The organism is Cytobacillus depressus, assembly GCF_008923245.1.
GTDB lineage: Bacteria > Bacillota > Bacilli > Bacillales > Cytobacillaceae > Cytobacillus > Cytobacillus depressus.
The window spans coordinates 267,244-283,291 of sequence record NZ_WBOS01000001.1 but is presented as its reverse complement, the minus strand read 5'-3'; the positions used below and the strand labels follow the sequence as shown (position 1 = coordinate 283,291).

Annotated in this window: 19 protein-coding genes; 15 read left to right on the top strand and 4 right to left on the bottom strand. The window is 36.0% G+C overall.

Features of this window, described 5'->3' with window-relative positions:
• Positions 1 to 14: 14 nt before the first annotated feature.
• Together F7731_RS01345 and F7731_RS26305 are read left to right on the top strand one after the other, a co-directional pair.
• On the top strand, positions 15 to 1,286 hold the full coding sequence (locus tag F7731_RS01345; protein ID WP_151532965.1) for an MFS transporter: 1,272 nt from the start codon (positions 15 to 17) through the stop codon (positions 1,284 to 1,286).
• A gap of 40 nt (positions 1,287 to 1,326) precedes the next feature.
• Positions 1,327 to 1,485, top strand: coding sequence for a hypothetical protein (locus F7731_RS26305; protein ID WP_170289622.1), 159 nt, complete (start codon positions 1,327 to 1,329; stop codon positions 1,483 to 1,485).
• A 60-nt stretch (positions 1,486 to 1,545) separates the two neighbouring features.
• Here the strand turns inward: F7731_RS26305 and F7731_RS01340 are convergent, their stop codons facing one another.
• Positions 1,546 to 1,866 (bottom strand): winged helix-turn-helix transcriptional regulator, encoded by a 321-nt coding sequence (locus F7731_RS01340; RefSeq protein ID WP_151532964.1) that lies wholly within the window; start codon positions 1,864 to 1,866, stop codon positions 1,546 to 1,548.
• A 570-nt stretch (positions 1,867 to 2,436) separates the two neighbouring features.
• Between F7731_RS01340 and allC the strand changes: the two genes are divergently transcribed.
• The 4 genes from allC (at position 2,437) to spxA (ending at position 6,155) form a co-directional block, all read left to right on the top strand.
• The gene (allC, locus tag F7731_RS01335) at positions 2,437 to 3,669 is read left to right on the top strand and encodes an allantoate deiminase (protein WP_151532963.1); all 1,233 of its coding nucleotides are present in this window, start codon (positions 2,437 to 2,439) and stop codon (positions 3,667 to 3,669) included.
• A gap of 79 nt (positions 3,670 to 3,748) precedes the next feature.
• Positions 3,749 to 4,798 (top strand): ureidoglycolate dehydrogenase, encoded by a 1,050-nt coding sequence (gene allD, locus F7731_RS01330; RefSeq protein WP_151532962.1) that lies wholly within the window; start codon positions 3,749 to 3,751, stop codon positions 4,796 to 4,798.
• Positions 4,799 to 4,946: 148 nt separating this feature from the next.
• Positions 4,947 to 5,558, top strand: a complete 612-nt coding sequence (locus tag F7731_RS01325; RefSeq protein ID WP_151532961.1) for a nitroreductase family protein — start codon at positions 4,947 to 4,949, stop codon at positions 5,556 to 5,558.
• 201 nt (positions 5,559 to 5,759) lie between these two features.
• Entirely contained in the window at positions 5,760 to 6,155 is a 396-nt protein-coding gene (spxA, locus tag F7731_RS01320) for a transcriptional regulator SpxA (RefSeq protein WP_151533697.1), read from the top strand.
• A gap of 247 nt (positions 6,156 to 6,402) precedes the next feature.
• On the opposite strand, the gene F7731_RS01315 is transcribed toward spxA, so the two are convergent.
• The 3 genes from F7731_RS01315 to F7731_RS01305 all read right to left on the bottom strand — a co-directional run bounded on the left by F7731_RS01315 (position 6,403) and on the right by F7731_RS01305 (position 8,265).
• Positions 6,403 to 7,038, bottom strand: a complete 636-nt coding sequence (locus tag F7731_RS01315) for an FMN-dependent NADH-azoreductase (protein ID WP_151532960.1) — start codon at positions 7,036 to 7,038, stop codon at positions 6,403 to 6,405.
• A gap of 217 nt (positions 7,039 to 7,255) precedes the next feature.
• The gene (locus F7731_RS01310) at positions 7,256 to 7,573 is read right to left on the bottom strand and encodes a winged helix-turn-helix transcriptional regulator (RefSeq protein WP_151532959.1); all 318 of its coding nucleotides are present in this window, start codon (positions 7,571 to 7,573) and stop codon (positions 7,256 to 7,258) included.
• A 356-nt stretch (positions 7,574 to 7,929) separates the two neighbouring features.
• Positions 7,930 to 8,265: a 2Fe-2S iron-sulfur cluster-binding protein gene (locus F7731_RS01305; protein WP_151532958.1), complete on the bottom strand. Its 336-nt coding sequence runs from the start codon at positions 8,263 to 8,265 to the stop codon at positions 7,930 to 7,932.
• A 346-nt stretch (positions 8,266 to 8,611) separates the two neighbouring features.
• On the opposite strand from F7731_RS01305, the gene F7731_RS01300 reads away from it, so the two are divergent.
• The 9 genes from F7731_RS01300 to F7731_RS01265 all read left to right on the top strand — a co-directional run bounded on the left by F7731_RS01300 (position 8,612) and on the right by F7731_RS01265 (position 16,005).
• Entirely contained in the window at positions 8,612 to 9,553 is a 942-nt protein-coding gene (locus F7731_RS01300; RefSeq protein WP_151532957.1) for a ring-cleaving dioxygenase, read from the top strand.
• A 15-nt stretch (positions 9,554 to 9,568) separates the two neighbouring features.
• Positions 9,569 to 10,627 (top strand): LLM class flavin-dependent oxidoreductase, encoded by a 1,059-nt coding sequence (locus tag F7731_RS01295; protein ID WP_151532956.1) that lies wholly within the window; start codon positions 9,569 to 9,571, stop codon positions 10,625 to 10,627.
• 12 nt (positions 10,628 to 10,639) lie between these two features.
• Positions 10,640 to 11,206 (top strand): NADPH-dependent FMN reductase, encoded by a 567-nt coding sequence (locus F7731_RS01290; protein WP_151532955.1) that lies wholly within the window; start codon positions 10,640 to 10,642, stop codon positions 11,204 to 11,206.
• A 77-nt stretch (positions 11,207 to 11,283) separates the two neighbouring features.
• Positions 11,284 to 11,583, top strand: coding sequence for a HesB/YadR/YfhF family protein (locus tag F7731_RS01285; RefSeq protein WP_151532954.1), 300 nt, complete (start codon positions 11,284 to 11,286; stop codon positions 11,581 to 11,583).
• A 239-nt stretch (positions 11,584 to 11,822) separates the two neighbouring features.
• Positions 11,823 to 12,032 (top strand): cysteine hydrolase family protein, encoded by a 210-nt coding sequence (locus F7731_RS26705; RefSeq protein WP_212031136.1) that lies wholly within the window; start codon positions 11,823 to 11,825, stop codon positions 12,030 to 12,032.
• Between the two features lie 32 nt (positions 12,033 to 12,064).
• Entirely contained in the window at positions 12,065 to 12,319 is a 255-nt protein-coding gene (locus F7731_RS26700) for an isochorismatase family protein (RefSeq protein ID WP_212031135.1), read from the top strand.
• Complete coding sequence (locus F7731_RS01275; protein ID WP_151532953.1) at positions 12,274 to 12,657, top strand: MFS transporter; 384 nt, start codon at positions 12,274 to 12,276, stop codon at positions 12,655 to 12,657. Before F7731_RS26700 ends, F7731_RS01275 begins: the two co-directional genes overlap by 46 nt.
• Before the next feature lie 180 nt (positions 12,658 to 12,837).
• Positions 12,838 to 14,283 (top strand): GMC oxidoreductase, encoded by a 1,446-nt coding sequence (locus F7731_RS01270; RefSeq protein WP_151532952.1) that lies wholly within the window; start codon positions 12,838 to 12,840, stop codon positions 14,281 to 14,283.
• A gap of 450 nt (positions 14,284 to 14,733) precedes the next feature.
• The gene (locus F7731_RS01265) at positions 14,734 to 16,005 is read left to right on the top strand and encodes a diguanylate cyclase domain-containing protein (protein WP_246197132.1); all 1,272 of its coding nucleotides are present in this window, start codon (positions 14,734 to 14,736) and stop codon (positions 16,003 to 16,005) included.
• Positions 16,006 to 16,048: the final 43 nt, after the last annotated feature.

Below are 16,048 nucleotides of genomic sequence, written 5' to 3'. Positions count from 1 at the left end.
GGGAAGTAACTTTTATGGCACCTAAGGAAATACAACATCAAGTGCAAGAGAATAAGAAATTTATGATTCCGTATTGGTGGAAAGTGGTTTTTGCATTCACGTTAGGATGGATGTTTATCAATGCCAATAAATATTTTTTGAATCCTATTTTAGGGAATATTGGCTTAGAATATAACCTGAATAATAGCCAGCTTGGATTGGTCAATAGTATATTCTTTCTGACTTACACGATCGCGCAAATTCCGGCAGGGGCTTTCAGTGATAAATTTGGCAGGAAAAAGTTGCTTGTCATCGGGTTTATTTTATATGGGATTTTGACAGGCATCAGTGGCCTTATGGCGGGTTTCACAGGCTTTTTGGTGGCTCGTGCTATTGCGGGAATTTCTTCAGCCACTTATTACGGTCCTCAATTTGCCCTATCATCTGAAGCGATTCCAGAAAAACGCAGAACTATAGGCAGTGCCATTATTAACAGCGGATCGGGGATTGGGATTGCTTTAGGTTTTGTCTTGTCGAGTACATTAGTTTTAGATAAGGGAATGAGTTGGAGTGTTCCATTTTATATCTTCGGCGTGCTTACTGTTCTTGTCGGAATCCTTATTTCGGTATTAGTAAAAGAAAAAAATCCAGATACTGCATCGAAAGAAAGTGAAATACTAGAGGAGTCCTCGAATAAAGGAAAAAAAGTTTCGGTTTTATCTTTACTTAAAAACCGCAATCTTTTGATTACCTTTCTAGTCTTATTTTGTTCCATTTACGGCTTTACTGTCGTTGTCACATGGTTGCCGAAGTTTTTGGAAACCGAAAGAGGCTTCCACGGCAGTCAAGTTGGTTTGATAGCGGCCTTGGTCCCATTGGCTTCGATACCAGGGGCGCTGATCGCAAGTTATATTTCGGATCGCTTAGGTCGAAAGAAGCCTTTCGCTTTTGTGCTGATTCCAATTGCGGCGATCGCATTGTGGGCAACTGTCTATGTTCATAGTACTGCATTATTGATCACAGCATTATTGATTTATGGGTTATTTGGTAAAATTGCACTGGATCCGCTTCTGATCGCATCAGTTTCTGAGAATGTTGATAAATCAGCGTATGGGGTTGCCTTCAGTCTTTATAATTTTATGGGTATGATCTCGTCGATTATCGCCCCATTGCTCGTTGGTTTTCTTGCTGATAAAACAGGCAGCATGGCTACAGGATTTTACTCAGCGGTCATTGTTCTTGCTGTAGGGTTCGTGATAATGATGTTCTTTAAAGAAGACCCAAAAGTAAAAGCAATGGGTGAATAGACATTACCAAATTCCAGAGTGGTGTTTCTGAGAATCTATTATGGCAAAGGTGTTTGAATATATATATGGATCTTTAGTGCCGCTTGTGGAAAATATCGGAATAATAATGAAAGCTCAAATGGAAAGTAAATTAACTGCAGAATGTAAGATTAATCATATTGAAAAAGGGGTTATAACAGGTTTAATTTCACTGTTGTAGCCCCTTTTGCTTGGAGGAAATGGTGATGAAGCATTCAATAAGGAAAGATTGCAATAAAAATTATAGCCATTTTTCAGCCCAATTTTCAATTGTTTGTAGTGCTTTTCCAAGTTCAGTACCCTTTCTAGTAAGGGAATATTCTGTCCTAACAGGGCGATCAGTGATCACATTCCTAATTACGATTCCATCATCTTCAAGTTCTTTCATGCGTTCGTTTAGCACGCGTTTACTCAAATCAGGAATATAGGCGTGTATTTCACTAAATCTTTTTGGTTCTTCCATAAGTGTATGGATAATAAGTCCTATCCATTTTTTTCCAATCAGGTGATATGAGTGCTGAACTTTATCACATAATTGCTTCTGGCTTGCATGCTCAATCATTAATTTCACCTCCAGAATTAAGTATAGGTGTATATTAATAATAACCTGAATTATAATGTTATCTTTATCAAATTTTATCATATATTACCTTGATTATAAAGCTATTTATTATACGTGAAAAAAATCACTTTCGTTAATATAAAATAACCTTCAAGTTAAACTTTGATAATAGTCTTCTTCAAAACCTCTTTCTAAGATTTTTTTCCTACTCCGTTATTATCCATAATCATGTAAAAAGTTAAATTGCTGATTTTTTCTTCGATCATTTATATTTTTCTCTCTGTCTTTAATAAATATTATTATCTCTGCAAAAAAAATTAATATCACAAGATTAATAATTGGTTACTATTAGTTATTATGGTCTAAGAAATTTTTTGTGTGTTTTAATTTATATTTTAGAGATGTCAATGGTATAACACTCTATTTTAAAAGGTTTATTTCTGTTTCATAAAATCAAATTTTATTATTGACGAATAATACATACGGGTGTATTATGGTTACATAAAGTAAACAAGATAATAAATTGTAACCTTTATTGTCGTTAAAAAATTATAGAAAGGGTAGATGAAGATGAAAGACTTAACAAAAGAAATTGCTCAACTAGTAGATTGGCTAGGGGAATATGGGAAGGATCCTAATGGCGGTGTTACCCGCCTGCTTTATACGAAAGAGTGGATTGAAGCACAAAAAGCATTAGACAAGCTGTTGCAAGAAGATGGATTGGCTACTCGTTATGATGAAGTGGGAAATTTATTCGGCCGCTTAGAAGGTAGTAAGTATAAAGATGAAACAATCCTAACTGGTTCTCATGTTGATACAGTTAAAAATGCAGGTAAATTAGATGGTGCATTCGGAATTTTAGCTGGTATATTAGCTATTCGATACTTAAAGGAAACATACGGGCAGCCTTTACGAAACCTTGAAGTCGTTTCGTTTGCTGAAGAAGAAGGAAGTCGTTTCCCTTATGCTTTCTGGGGTTCAAAAAACCTTGTTGGAATGGCAAAGAAAGAGGATGTTGAAAACATAGCAGATTTCAATGGTGTTCCTTTTGTAGATGCAATGAAAGAAGCGGGTTTTAATTTTAGAGATGAATCAAAAGCGTTCCGTAAGGATATAAAAAGTTTTATTGAAATTCATATCGAGCAAGGGAATGTATTGGAGAATGAAGGGAAAAGCGTTGGGGTTGTTCATAACATTGTTGGTCAAAGACGTTTTACGATTGACGTAATAGGTGTAGCGAACCATGCAGGCACAACGCCGATGGGCTATCGTAAGGATGCTGTATTTGCAGCAAGCCGAATGATTCAAGACGTGATTAATAAGGCAATAGAGTATGGCGATCCACTTGTTGCTACTGTAGGAAAAATCGAAGTCAAACCGAACATCGTGAATGTTGTACCAGGGGGGGCATTGTTCACATTGGATGTTCGTCATACAGAAAAAGATATACTTGTAAAGTTCACAGACGAATTAACTAGTATCATTAACAGGATTGCCAATGATTCCGGTGTAGAGGTTAAAATCGATATGTGGATGGATGAAGATCCAATTCCTATGGATCAACAAATCGTTGAAGCCATTGAGAAACAAACGAAAGAAACTGGTTTGAATTACAAAATGATGCATAGCGGCGCAGGTCATGATTCTCAAATCATTGCCCCAATTGTGCCAACAGCGATGATATTTGTGCCAAGCCGTAATGGTATTAGTCACAATCCTTTAGAATATACAAGCCCAGAAGAGTTAGCAACGGGTGTTAAAGCGTTAATTCATTCACTATATGTTTTAGCGTATAAAGAATAAAAATGTTTACTAGGAAAAAGGTAAACTACTTTTTATAAAATTTGACGATTATATTAATTAAAATAGGAGATGAAGTAGTATGAAAACAACGAAGGAAGCATTAAAAAAATTAATGAAAGTGAAGTTAAATAAAGCGGGTCTTTCAGAAGAACACGCGGCAGGAGTAGCTGATGTATTGGCATATGCAGATGCACGAGGAATTCATTCCCATGGAGCTATGCGGGTGGAGTATTACGCAGAAAGAATCGCAAAAGGCGGCATTAACACAAATCCGAATTTTAAGTTTGAAAAAACAGGGCCTAGTTCAGCGATATTTGATGGCGATAACGGTGTTGGACATGTAGCTGCAAAAATAGGGATGGATCACGCGATCGATATGGCAAAAGAATCTGGTATTGCAGTTGTCGGAGTAAGAAGGATTGGTCACAGTGGAGCTCTTTCATACTTTGTCCAACAGGCAGCTGAACAAGGTTTAATAGGTATTTCTGTTGTACAATCGGATCCAATGGTTGTCCCTTTTGGTGGAAGTGAACCGTACTATGGAACAAATCCAATTGCGTTTGCAGCCCCTGGTAAAAATGACGATATGATCGTCTTTGATATGGCAACTACAGTTCAAGCATGGGGGAAAATTCTTCATGCACGCTCGAAGAATGAATCCATTCCTAATACATGGGCGGTAGATAAAAACGGCGAGCAGACAACAGATCCATTTAAAGTTAATGCCTTACTCCCAATTGCGGGTCCAAAAGGCTATGGGTTAATGATGATGGTGGACGTTTTATCAGGTGTTTTACTTGGCTTGCCGTTTGGGAATAAAGTTTCATCTATGTATCATGATTTAAGTGAGGGCCGTAATTTAGGTCAACTTCATATTGTTATCAATCCAGCATATTTTACAGACATAGAAAAATTTAAAGAAAACATTTCTAATACAATGGGTGAGTTAAACAATATTAAACCAGCCCCAGGTTTTGAACGAGTGCTTTATCCTGGTCAGAATTCTCTTATTGCAGAACAACAATCAGAAAAAGAAGGAATTGAAATTGTTGATGATGTCTACCAATATCTTGAGTCAGATGTTGTTCACTACAATAAGTATGACAATAAAGATCCATTTGCAAAATAGTTTATAACCATAATGCAAAGGAAAAATAAACAATTTTGAGGCTATCTATTAAACAACCAGAATTTATTTTTTAATAGAGATTTTAAATCATATATCTTGGAATAGAGATAACCTAATTAATATATTTTTAAACGGAGGTATAAAAAATATGACAACTATTACGACAAAAGATTTTTACACTGCAATTAAAGAAAGACGATCTTACTATGGAATCAATAAGGAAGTAAAGGTATCTGATGAAAAAATTAAAGAAATCGTTGAATTTGCCGTAAAATACACTCCATCTGCTTTCAATTCACAAACTGCACGTCTGGTTGTATTGACAGGAGAAGCGCATGATAAGCTATGGAACATTACAACTGAAACGTTAAGAAAAGTGGTTGGAGAAGGTGATTTTGAAGGAACTCAGCAAAAAATGGATTCATTTAAAGCTGGATTTGGAACAGTATTATTCTTTGAAGATGAAGCAATTGTGAAATCTCTCCAAGGACATTTTCCTTTATATGCGGACAATTTCCCTGTCTGGTCAAATCAAGCATCAGGTATGCATCAATTGGTGGTATGGTCAGCATTAGATGCTGAAGGATTAGGAGCATCTTTACAACACTATAATCCGTTAATTGATGACAAAGTCAAGCGAGAATGGAATATCCCAAGCAACTGGAAGCTGATTGCTCAGATGCCATTTGGCAATCCAATTGCTCAACCAGGCGAAAAAGAATTCCAGCCAATTGAAGACCGTGTTAGATTTTATAAATAATACACAAAGGAATTAATAATAAAATACCTCCTTATCAAAAGATAAGGAGGTATTTTTTAACATATTAAGTTTCGTTTTTTAATATACAAGTGTGGAAAGCTGCCTTAAATAAGGCTGTAGACTTCTTGATCTTACTGAACAAGTTATAAAATCGTACAAAATGATTTTAGATTATTTGCTTAGGGAGAGTGATTGTTTAACATGGTTACGCTATATTCAACACCAAGTTGTGCTTCTTGTCGTAAAGCAAAAGCTTGGCTTGAGAAAAATGAAATTGCTTATGTAGAAAGAAATATAGTTTCAGCACCGTTGACGATTAAGGAGATTGAGGGAATTCTTCGCATGACAGAAGATGGAACAGATGAAATTATTTCAGAAAGATCAACTGCATTTCAAGAATTGAATATAAATATGGATTCTCTTTCACTTTCAGAATTATATCAAACAATCAAAGATCACCCAAGATTATTACGAAGACCTCTAATACTTGATGAAAAAAGGTTACAAGTGGGATTTAATGAAGAAGAAATTCGCAGATTCCTTCCTCGCCAAGTTCGTTCTTTCTATCGCGAGGAAGCCCGACGATTGGTCAATTAATCTAGACTCAGCCCTGTTCAATTTTGTTTAATTAAACGGCTTAAAAGAAATATTACTGTCTACAGGGGAAACAACGACATTATCTATTTTATATATTCTTTGTTATCAGATGATTACATCCCCGATTTCTGTTTGGTGGTATTTACAAGAGTTTTTTAAATTAATACGTGGAGGGGAGTAATGCTCCTTATAATTATGTATATGGACAGGACTGTCAAATACATAATTATAAGGTTTTTTTATAGGCTTAAAAGCTTTTCGCTGTTTCTATAGCCCTTGAAATAGCTTTTTCTTTAATTTCCTGTGCTCTTTCTGGAAATCTCTTATGACCTTCTATAAATATTCCTTCAAATGAAGCTACCTCAAAGAATTTCATCATAACCTCTAAGTAACGATGACCCATTTCCATATCAGCATCTGGTCCTTCTGAATAAATATCTCCACGTGCTTGAATGTGTATTGCCTTTTTACCTGTTAACAAACCAATGGATCTTTCTTTTGAATATTTAAAAGTTTTTCCAGATACAGCTACACCATCAATATATGTCTTCAAAATGGCTGGTATAGAAAAATTCCACAAAGGTGTCACAAATATATATTTATCAGCTAATAAAAATTGTCCCCCTAATTCAGCTAAACGTCCTACTTTTGATCTTTCGCTAGGTAATAACTTATCAAATGAAATACCTGTCCGAAGTTTTTCCCAACCACTAAACACATCGGCATCAAGATATGGGATATTAGCCTTGTATAGGTCAAGATGAACTATTTCATCATTAGGATGTGAATCTCTATATGATTCGATAAATGCTTCTCCTACTTCCATACTATAAGACCCGGTTTCATCGTGCGGATTCGCTGTAATATAAAGAACATTTGACATGTATCTTTTCCTGCCTTTCTAGAATCAAGAGAATTCTCTGCTTCTGTGCTTATGATAATAAAGAAGGTATGAATTCTTGATTATTGTTGTTTATTCAATGAAGATTTCGCTTATCTCTGATGAAAAATCAAGAGTTGATGCTCCGTTTCTCTTTCTGCTACATTTATTTTTCAGTTATGATTGGAGCTATCGAAAGTCGGACTGTCACTCGTCTACATTAATCCTTAATCCACTCTTCGGCCCAACCACTGATTGGCCCAAGGATTTTTCCTAATTCAGTTCCCTTTTTTGTCAGCAAATACTCTGTCCTTATAGGGCGTTCAGGTATGACATGACGAACAACTATCCCGTGTTCTTCTAGTTCTTTCATTCTTTCCGTGAGCACGCGTTTGCTTAAATCTGGAATTGTCGAATGAATTTCACTAAACCGTTTTGGTCCTCCAAGTAATACATAAATAATTAACCCAGTCCACCTTTTCCCGATTAGTTCAAAAGATTTCCCTACCTTAGGGCATAGGTCTTTCGGTTCACTCATCTCCTTACATCTCCTTATAATCACATTTATATAATAAAAACCCCTGTATATTTATTGTAACCTATTTTATTTTACTAATGAAGTTATTAATAATAAAAATTATATTAAATTATTAATGACGATTGTTTTAGAAATAGGGTAGGAAATGGATGTAAATTACACTAGTAGAAAAAATATTTAGTTTGAATTTGGGGATTTTAGTTAGGTGGAAGTGTAAAAATAATAATACAATAAATTTTCAGGTTATAAAAAGTTCCTAATAAATGAAAAAGATTACACCAAATATTTATATGCTTGACCTTTGGAGCTGAAGCGAATAATTGACCTATGGTTCATTGAATAAACTTCAGCTAAATTTAATCTGATGGTCTTGGACCGGCAGCATGGCCAGAGTTTTCTACTGTCATAATAGGACGAACAGTAATATCTCCATTCACAATGATTTGACAAGATAAACGAAGATAATCATCAAACAATTGATCATTCAATCCTTTTGACGCAAAAGCTTTTTTTTCACTGCTGGTTATCTCAAGATAATCACCTGCCAGAACTTCTACTCTACAAGTTGTACATTTTGCTTTACCGCCGCAGCGATGTAGAATGTTTACACCGTTATCTTCTAATGCTAATACTAACTTTTTCCCCATACCTGCTTCAAAAGTACCTTGACCAATTACAGTAATATTGGGCATTTTATTTCCACCTCACAAAAAAGGATTGATCATCAAAATATGACTTCTTCATGATTAGTTATTCTCATACTTTACACAGTTAAGACATATAAAAGAAATTTTCCGCCAATAACATAAACAATTCCTTCCTTTAGTTCTTAAGATGATTCCTTGATACTAAAGGTCTCGAATTCGAGATTTTTTTCTTGCTTTGACTTCAGTTGAGTGGTAAAGTGAAGTCAAAGATTAGTATTAGTAATTTAGTACAAACTAATAACATGTGATGTATGCATAGCAAAAACTTTAAACAAAAAATTTTTTTACACACTCACTTGATTAATCAAGTTAAAACTAAGGAGGATGCATGATGTATAAAATACCTGGGCATCATCATATTTCAATGATCACTAAGAACGCTCAATTAAATAATCAATTTTATCAAAACGTGTTAGGTCTTCGACGGGTGAAAAAGACCGTTAACCAAGATGATCCTTCGATGTATCACTTATTTTACGGAGATTTAACCGGAAGCGCGGGTACAGAACTATCCTTTTTTGAAATTCCGTTAGCAGGAAGTACGCATCGCGGCACAAATGCAATCTCTCAAATAGGCTTACTTGTCCCATCTTTTGAAAGTCTTGAATATTGGAAAAAGCGCTTTGAGCAATTTGAAGTTAAGCATGGTGAAATCACAACATTTGCAGGTCGAGCAGCACTTCCCTTTGAGGATACAGAAGGATTACGACTTATTTTGCTAAATAATAATGACGAAGATATACCTGAATACTGGACGGCATGGGAAGATTCTGCTGTAGAGCAAGAGCACTGCATTTTAGGGATGGGCACTGTGGAAATTACAGTGCGTTATTTGGAAAAAACAGCGAGAACTTTAAAGGAAATGTTTGGCTATGTTGAAGTAGCTCGCTCAGAAAAAGAGGCAATCTATCAGTCTGTTGCAGGTCAAGCATTTGGCGAAATTATAGTGAAGCAGCAGGAGGGGCCAATTGAAAAGCCTGGTAGAGGCAGTATCCACCATTTGGCTATTCGAGTAAAAAACGAGGAAGAACTCATGTTTTGGGAAAAAGAAGTGAAGAAACGCGGTTTCTATGCATCAGGTGTTATCGATCGTTTTTATTTCCAAAGCTTATATTTCCGTGATTCGAACGGCATATTATTTGAAATTGCAACAGATGGACCTGGATTTACAGCAGACACAACGGTTGAAGCATTAGGGACAAAATTGGATTTACCTCCCTTTTTAGAAGAAAGGCGTACAGAAATTGAAGCGCATTTAAAACCACTTGATTAACGAGGAGAGAAGAAAATGGAAAAGTATCGTATTGATTTAAATAAAGGACTAGAATTCGGTTTATATTCGATTGGAGATCATTTGCTAAATCCATTTACAGGAAGTCGTATTAGCGCCGAACAACGTATTCATGAATTAATTGAAGCTAGTAAGCTAGCAGATGAAGCGGACCTAGATGTATTTGCTGTTGGTGAAAGTCATCAAACGCATTTTACAACCCAAGCGCATACGGTCATTTTAGGAGCTATTGCACAAGCGACAAAAAATATTAAAATTGCGAGCTCGGCAACAGTATTAAGTGTGGCAGACCCCGTTCGTGTGTATGAGGATTTTGCGACACTCGATTTAATCTCAAATGGTCGTGCAGAAATTGTTGCTGGACGCGGATCGCGAATTGGTGCATATAGTTTGCTCGGGTATGATGTCCGTGATTATGAAGAATTATTTGAAGAAAAATTGGAGCTGCTCTTGAAGATAAATAATGAGGATAGAGTTACTTGGGAAGGGCAATTTCGTGCACCGCTGGAAAATGCCTATATTCTACCTCAGCCATTAAATGGCCATATGCCGATTTGGCGTGCTGTTGGTGGGCCGCCTGCAAGTGCCATTAAAGCAGGCTATGCAGGTATACCAATGATGCTAACAACACTTGGGGGCCCAGCGAAAAATTTTAAAATATCTGTAGATGCTTATCGTGAAGCTGCAGCGCAGAGTGGATTTGACTCAAGCGAGTTGCCTATAGCCACAACAAGTTTATTTTACACGGCAGAAAATTCACAGGATGCACTTCGTGAGTATTATCCACATGCGAATTCAGGGATGCTGGCTTTAAGAGGCGGGGGATATCCAAAGCAACAATTCGCTCAAAGTTTAGACTATCGTGATGCTCTAATGATAGGCAGCCCACAGCAAATTATTGAGAAAATGCACTATCAATATGAACTTTACGGCCAACAAAGATTCATGGCACAAATTGATTTTGGCGGTGTGCCATTCGAGAAAATAATGAAAAACATAGAATTGATTGCGACAGAAATTTTACCTGCAGTAAGAAAGATTACAGTAAAAAATTAGGGGGCAAGTAAAATGAAAATAGTCGGTTTATCGGGATCAAGGGTTGGTTCTAAAACTAGAACAGCGATGAATTACACATTAAAATCTGCAAGTGAAAAATATCCAGAGGCAGAAATTACACTGATTGATCTAGCAGAATTTGATGTTCAGTTCAGTGATGGCCGTAATTACTGGGAATATGAAGGTGATACAAAATATGTAGCAGAAAAAATAATGGAAGCAGATGCCATAATTATTGGTACACCAGTGTTCCAAGCATCCATCCCAGCTACATTGAAAAATATATTTGATTTACTACCAGTAAACGCATTTCGCGATAAAGTTGTAAGTATGCTTGTAACAGCAGGTACACCAAAGCATTACTTAATGGTAGAACAACAATTAAAACCTATTTTGGCTTATATGAAAGCACAAATCGTACAGACCTACGTATTTATCGAAGAGAAGGATTTTCAGCGAAAAGAAATTGTAAACGATGATGTGCTCTTCCGAATCGATCGTTTAGTAGAAGATACAGTGTTACTAACGGAAACTTATACGAGAATTCGTGAAGCGAAAGAAGCTGAATACGATTTTTAATAGATTAAAAAAGCGCATGTAAAGACAAAGTTGAATAAACAAATAACTCCTTATTAAAAAGGAAAAGGGATGAGAACATGAAATTTGAGGTGAGTAAAGAAGCTGCAGAATGGTATAAAAACGAAATGGGTTTGAAGCAAGGTGATTATGTTCAATATTACGTTAAACTTTACGGTGGTATTCCGACTGTCCATCCGAACTATTCTTTAGGTGTATCAATCGGAAAAGAAGGGAATATTGCCATTAAAGATGAGGTTGAGGGAATTACGTTTTATTTTAATGACGGAAATTCCTGGTTTTTGAAAGAATTCGATATGAAAGTTGTTTTAGAAAAAGAAGAGTTAGATTTTATATTTCATAAAAAGCAAATTATTTAAAGGCTTCCAATAAGTAAAAGGCGGCATCACTGTTTCCTAATATAAGGAATGACTTTTATATAATTAAAAGGAATCCTGTCATCCTTTTCGTAGAAATATATAATTTTGAGACTTTAAAACTTGAGAGGGGGGATTTATGTAACTACATTATTGAATATCCCAATAGGATACCTGTCCAACAATTAGAAAAACAATGTTTCGCTCGATGAAAGAATATCAAAAATTCGGAGGAATAAATTATGACAAACCAACAAAAAAACGTATTCATTGACCCGAATGATGCTGCTCTTTTATTAATCGACCATCAAAGTGGTTTGTTCCAAACCGTTAAGGATATCGATGTTCCTACGCTACGAAGGAACGTGATAGCCCTTGCTAAATTGGCGAAATTAGCCAATATCCTACCATTACAACCGACTCTGTCCCTTCTGGTCCTAATGGTCCTTTGATTCCTGAAATCAATGAAATATTACCAGAGGCGGTGTATGTACCTCGCAATGGGGAGATCAATGCTTGGGATAATCCTAATTTCGTGAAAGCGGTTGAAGCAACAGGAAAGAAAACATTGATTATTGCGGGCACCCTTACTAGTGTCTGTATGGCGTTCCCTACATTATCTGCACTTGCTGCAGGCTACAAGGTGTACACGGTTGTTGATGCATCAGGTAACTGGAGCAAGTTGGCTATGCCTTGCTTTCAAGTTTTGTTGGTGTGTCGCCGTATGTTATTGCGTTGATTTTAATTGCGGGTACCGTCGGTCAAACTTTTATGCAGATTGCCATGTCAAATACCATTTCTCGAACTTTGGCAAAAGAGGAAGCGGGAATCGGGATGGGTTTATTTTCGATGTTGAATTTTATTTCGGGTGCTATTTCTATGAGTGTAATTGGAAAAGTGATTGATACAAAGCAAACAGCTTTTCACTTAAATCCATTTGTATTAAATATAGACGCCTATGTGTTCAGTAACATTTTTTTTGTGATGTGTATATTGACCATTGCTATATTCTGGCTATACCGTGTACAATTTGGAGCCGCCAAAACTAATATTATTAACGTTCCTGGAAAGGAGTAAGTAAGGAAGCCTAATTTCTCGGTTTTAATGTCACTAAGAAATTGTGCTTTTTGATATATGGGATAACTTTTAACACTGAATCTAGGTAAGTTTTTTAGACACCCTACCCTAAACATATAGGATAAGCAGTTAGGCATAAACTGAACTGATTATAAAATTAATGTTGGGGTGATGACTACCATGGTAGTGAAATACAAGAATAATTGGATTCCAACAAAATCACTTGAGGAGATGTCAAACGCAAATTATGATGTCCTAATTGTGGGAACTGGTCCTGGGGGAGGAGCAACTTTACAGAGACTTTGTGAATTGTGGAAAAATCAAGGGGCAAAAAAGATTGGAATATTAGAAAAGGGAGATAAGTTGTTTCACTCGCATTCTCTTAATATTCCTACACAAAATGTAAATACTGCGCGAGATGCACTTCTTCCTGATAATTCAACGGTTATAGGTGAAAGGTTACCGCAATTTTCTGGAGCAAGAATGGTGTATGCCCTAGGGGGAAGGTCATTATTTTGGAATGCGGCGACCCCAAGGCCCATACAATCTGAATTAAATAAATGGCCGATTCATCGTCAAGAATTAAATGTATATTATGACATGGCAGAGAGATTATTGCATGTGACAAGAGATTATGCTAAAGGATCATCGATGCAAAATACCCTTTTAAAGAGGCTCCATGCTGGAGGGATATTAGAAGCAAAAGATATGCCGGTCGCATTTGACATGACACCTTCCCGGCAAGGAGAAGTTCATTCAAATCCTTGGTTTAGTTCAATTAACGCTCTTGCCGCTGCATTGTTTGATAGGCCATATGATCTCGCTGTAAACGCTTATGTCTCTCGAGTAATGGAAGAGAATGGGAGAGTTTCTGGTGTCGAGGTTTTCTCAGCAGATAAGAATGCTCACATAATTCGGGCTAAAAATGTAGTAGTTTCAGCTAGCACGTTAGAGACTCCTCGTATATTGCTTAATTCTGGCATTCAAGGGCCAGCTATTGGACATTATTTGACAGGGCATGTGTCCATAATTGGTATTGGCACGATAAGTCGAAGACAGTTCTCTGATAAACTAGGAAATCTATGTATTTTGAAATTTGAAACGAAAGAGTCCCCTTATCAAATTCAGATTCTTGGTCCTGATCAATATTTTTCATATCAGCAATTTGAAGATAAGGTACATAAAGATCAGCTCATGGTTGTTTACGCAGCCTTTGGAAGAGTTGAGCCTCGTGCTGAGAACAGAGTTTACCTTACGGGTGAAAAGGATGAATTCGGAGTACCGTTGCAGCAGGTTCAATACTCCCTAAGCAATAAAGACCGTCAAACAGCCAACCAAGTTGCACAAGGCATTCGACAATCTGCAGCTGCCATGGGAGTGACTCTTGATGAGTCTACTTTAGTGCTCAGGCCTCCTGGAGCAGATATGCATGAGGCTAGTACATGCAGAATGGGTGATGACCCTGCGACATCATCGACTAACCGTCATGGTCAAGTACATGGAATTCAAGGACTATATGTGGCTGATAATAGCGTTCTACCTTCCTTAACGGCCGCTGGCCCTGTACTTTCAAATGTTGCTTTGGCCATAAGACTTGCAGATCATATCGTTCGACAGTCAGGGTAACCGTCTTGGATATATCAAAGCTGTATGTCACCAGTTTTAATAAATTGATAGCTTTTTCGATTTCTGACAAAGCAAGTGTTCTTTTTATTTTACAATGTAAAATAATAGGGAAATATCTTAACATCATATTAAAAGTTACTAAAATGAAAACCAACTTTTACTAGAGTATAGTTGGTTTTCATTTTAGTATTTGATTGACGCGGACAAAGAAAAATCATAAAATTGTCTCATATTCGAGATATTCAATTCAAGGATTTTATCTTTCTGCTAACACGAAAAATCATGTACCTGTAACAATGAAGGGCAATTCGATAATGAGGATAATTATGTATAAGTAGTAATTTGATATTAAAATAATTATGTGAACGTCGAGCCTAACTGAACAATCTTCAGTTGGGCTTGTAACATGTATTCTACTAAATTATTGGTTCGAATGGAGTTGGGCATGTGATGTTATTAGACAATCCAAGTCTTAAATTAGTAAGGGATATTCAAGTGTTTGATCTAATCTGGAATAATACGGCAGATGCCATCTTTACAATCGGTCATGATGGCGCAATTATTGATGCTAATCCAGCTTTTGAAGCTTTATTTGGCTGGAATGTGGAAGAGATAAAAGGACTTTCATTTCCTCCATTCTTTTCACATATAACGAAAGAAGAACATCAAGAAATTCTACTACAACTTCGAAAAGGAAAAAAATTTCCTTATGTGGTATCAAAAAGAAAACATAAAGATGGCATAGTTCTAGACATTATAGCATCTTATCAACCAATTAATAATCAAGAAATCCTCGCTATAGGTATGTACAAAAATTTTACTGAGCAAATGAAAATTCAACGTAAACTTCAAGCGAGTGAGGATACGTATCGAACACTTGTTGAATCATTGCCGGTAGCAATTATTGTTCAGCAACACGAGAAAATGGTCTTTGCAAACTCTGCTGGATTAAAGATATTTGGTAAAAATAGATTAAAGGATATCATTGGGAAATCGTTATGGGATTTTGTGTTTAGTAAAGAGAAGGAAAAGATAAAGGAAAAGTTTAATCGTATATTAGAGCAAAAGAATACATCAGTATCGATCAGTGATGAGTTTACGACAAATGATGGAAAAGTAATCTGTGGAGAAATTAAAGTAAATTATATCGAATATAAAGGTGAACCATCTATTCAAATTCTGATTCAGGATATCTCAGAAAAAAGAAATTATGAAGCACAATTAGAATATTTAGCATTTCATGATCCATTAACTGGGCTGAGAAATAGAAGGAAATTTACAGACATAGTGAAAGGTGCGATAAAAAAAGTAGAAAAGACAAATGAAAAAATAGCAATCATGTATATTGATCTAGATCATTTCAAATCAATCAATGACACACTTGGACATAATGTTGGTGATGAATTCCTGCAACATTTTGCAATAAGGCTAAAATCATGTGTTAGAAAAAATGATGAGCTATGTCGTATTGGTGGAGATGAATTTTTAGTACTTCTAAATAATCTTACGAATTATGAACAAATAAAAAAAATTGCGGAGAGAATGCATTCCACTTTTAAAGCACCTTATTCGATAGACAAAAAAACATTTGATGTTACCTCAAGTATTGGCATATCCGTATATCCTGAACATGGTTTAAATGAAAGATTATTAATTTCTCATGCAGATCAGGCATTATATAGGGCAAAAGAAAACAGAAATCGATTTGTTTTTTATTCATAGAATAGGAGATTCTATAATGGAGAATGCGGAAGTATAAATTGAA

What these genes read in the sequence shown, in the direction of transcription:
- F7731_RS01285 (WP_151532954.1), top strand. Translation starts at nt 11,284, where the DNA reads ATGAAATTTGAGGTGAGTAAAGAAGCTGCAGAATGGTATAAAAACGAA.
- F7731_RS01310 (WP_151532959.1), bottom strand. Translation starts at nt 7,573, where the DNA reads ATGAGTGAACCGAAAGACCTATGCCCTAAGGTAGGGAAATCTTTTGAA.
- F7731_RS26705 (WP_212031136.1), top strand. Translation starts at nt 11,823, where the DNA reads ATGACAAACCAACAAAAAAACGTATTCATTGACCCGAATGATGCTGCT.
- F7731_RS01325 (WP_151532961.1), top strand. Translation starts at nt 4,947, where the DNA reads ATGACAACTATTACGACAAAAGATTTTTACACTGCAATTAAAGAAAGA.
- F7731_RS01290 (WP_151532955.1), top strand. Translation starts at nt 10,640, where the DNA reads ATGAAAATAGTCGGTTTATCGGGATCAAGGGTTGGTTCTAAAACTAGA.
- spxA (WP_151533697.1), top strand. Translation starts at nt 5,760, where the DNA reads ATGGTTACGCTATATTCAACACCAAGTTGTGCTTCTTGTCGTAAAGCA.
- F7731_RS01270 (WP_151532952.1), top strand. Translation starts at nt 12,838, where the DNA reads ATGGTAGTGAAATACAAGAATAATTGGATTCCAACAAAATCACTTGAG.
- allD (WP_151532962.1), top strand. Translation starts at nt 3,749, where the DNA reads ATGAAAACAACGAAGGAAGCATTAAAAAAATTAATGAAAGTGAAGTTA.
- allC (WP_151532963.1), top strand. Translation starts at nt 2,437, where the DNA reads ATGAAAGACTTAACAAAAGAAATTGCTCAACTAGTAGATTGGCTAGGG.
- F7731_RS26305 (WP_170289622.1), top strand. Translation starts at nt 1,327, where the DNA reads ATGGCAAAGGTGTTTGAATATATATATGGATCTTTAGTGCCGCTTGTG.
- F7731_RS01315 (WP_151532960.1), bottom strand. Translation starts at nt 7,038, where the DNA reads ATGTCAAATGTTCTTTATATTACAGCGAATCCGCACGATGAAACCGGG.
- F7731_RS01300 (WP_151532957.1), top strand. Translation starts at nt 8,612, where the DNA reads ATGTATAAAATACCTGGGCATCATCATATTTCAATGATCACTAAGAAC.
- F7731_RS01305 (WP_151532958.1), bottom strand. Translation starts at nt 8,265, where the DNA reads ATGCCCAATATTACTGTAATTGGTCAAGGTACTTTTGAAGCAGGTATG.
- F7731_RS01295 (WP_151532956.1), top strand. Translation starts at nt 9,569, where the DNA reads ATGGAAAAGTATCGTATTGATTTAAATAAAGGACTAGAATTCGGTTTA.
- F7731_RS01340 (WP_151532964.1), bottom strand. Translation starts at nt 1,866, where the DNA reads ATGATTGAGCATGCAAGCCAGAAGCAATTATGTGATAAAGTTCAGCAC.
- F7731_RS01265 (WP_246197132.1), top strand. Translation starts at nt 14,734, where the DNA reads ATGTTATTAGACAATCCAAGTCTTAAATTAGTAAGGGATATTCAAGTG.
- F7731_RS01345 (WP_151532965.1), top strand. Translation starts at nt 15, where the DNA reads ATGGCACCTAAGGAAATACAACATCAAGTGCAAGAGAATAAGAAATTT.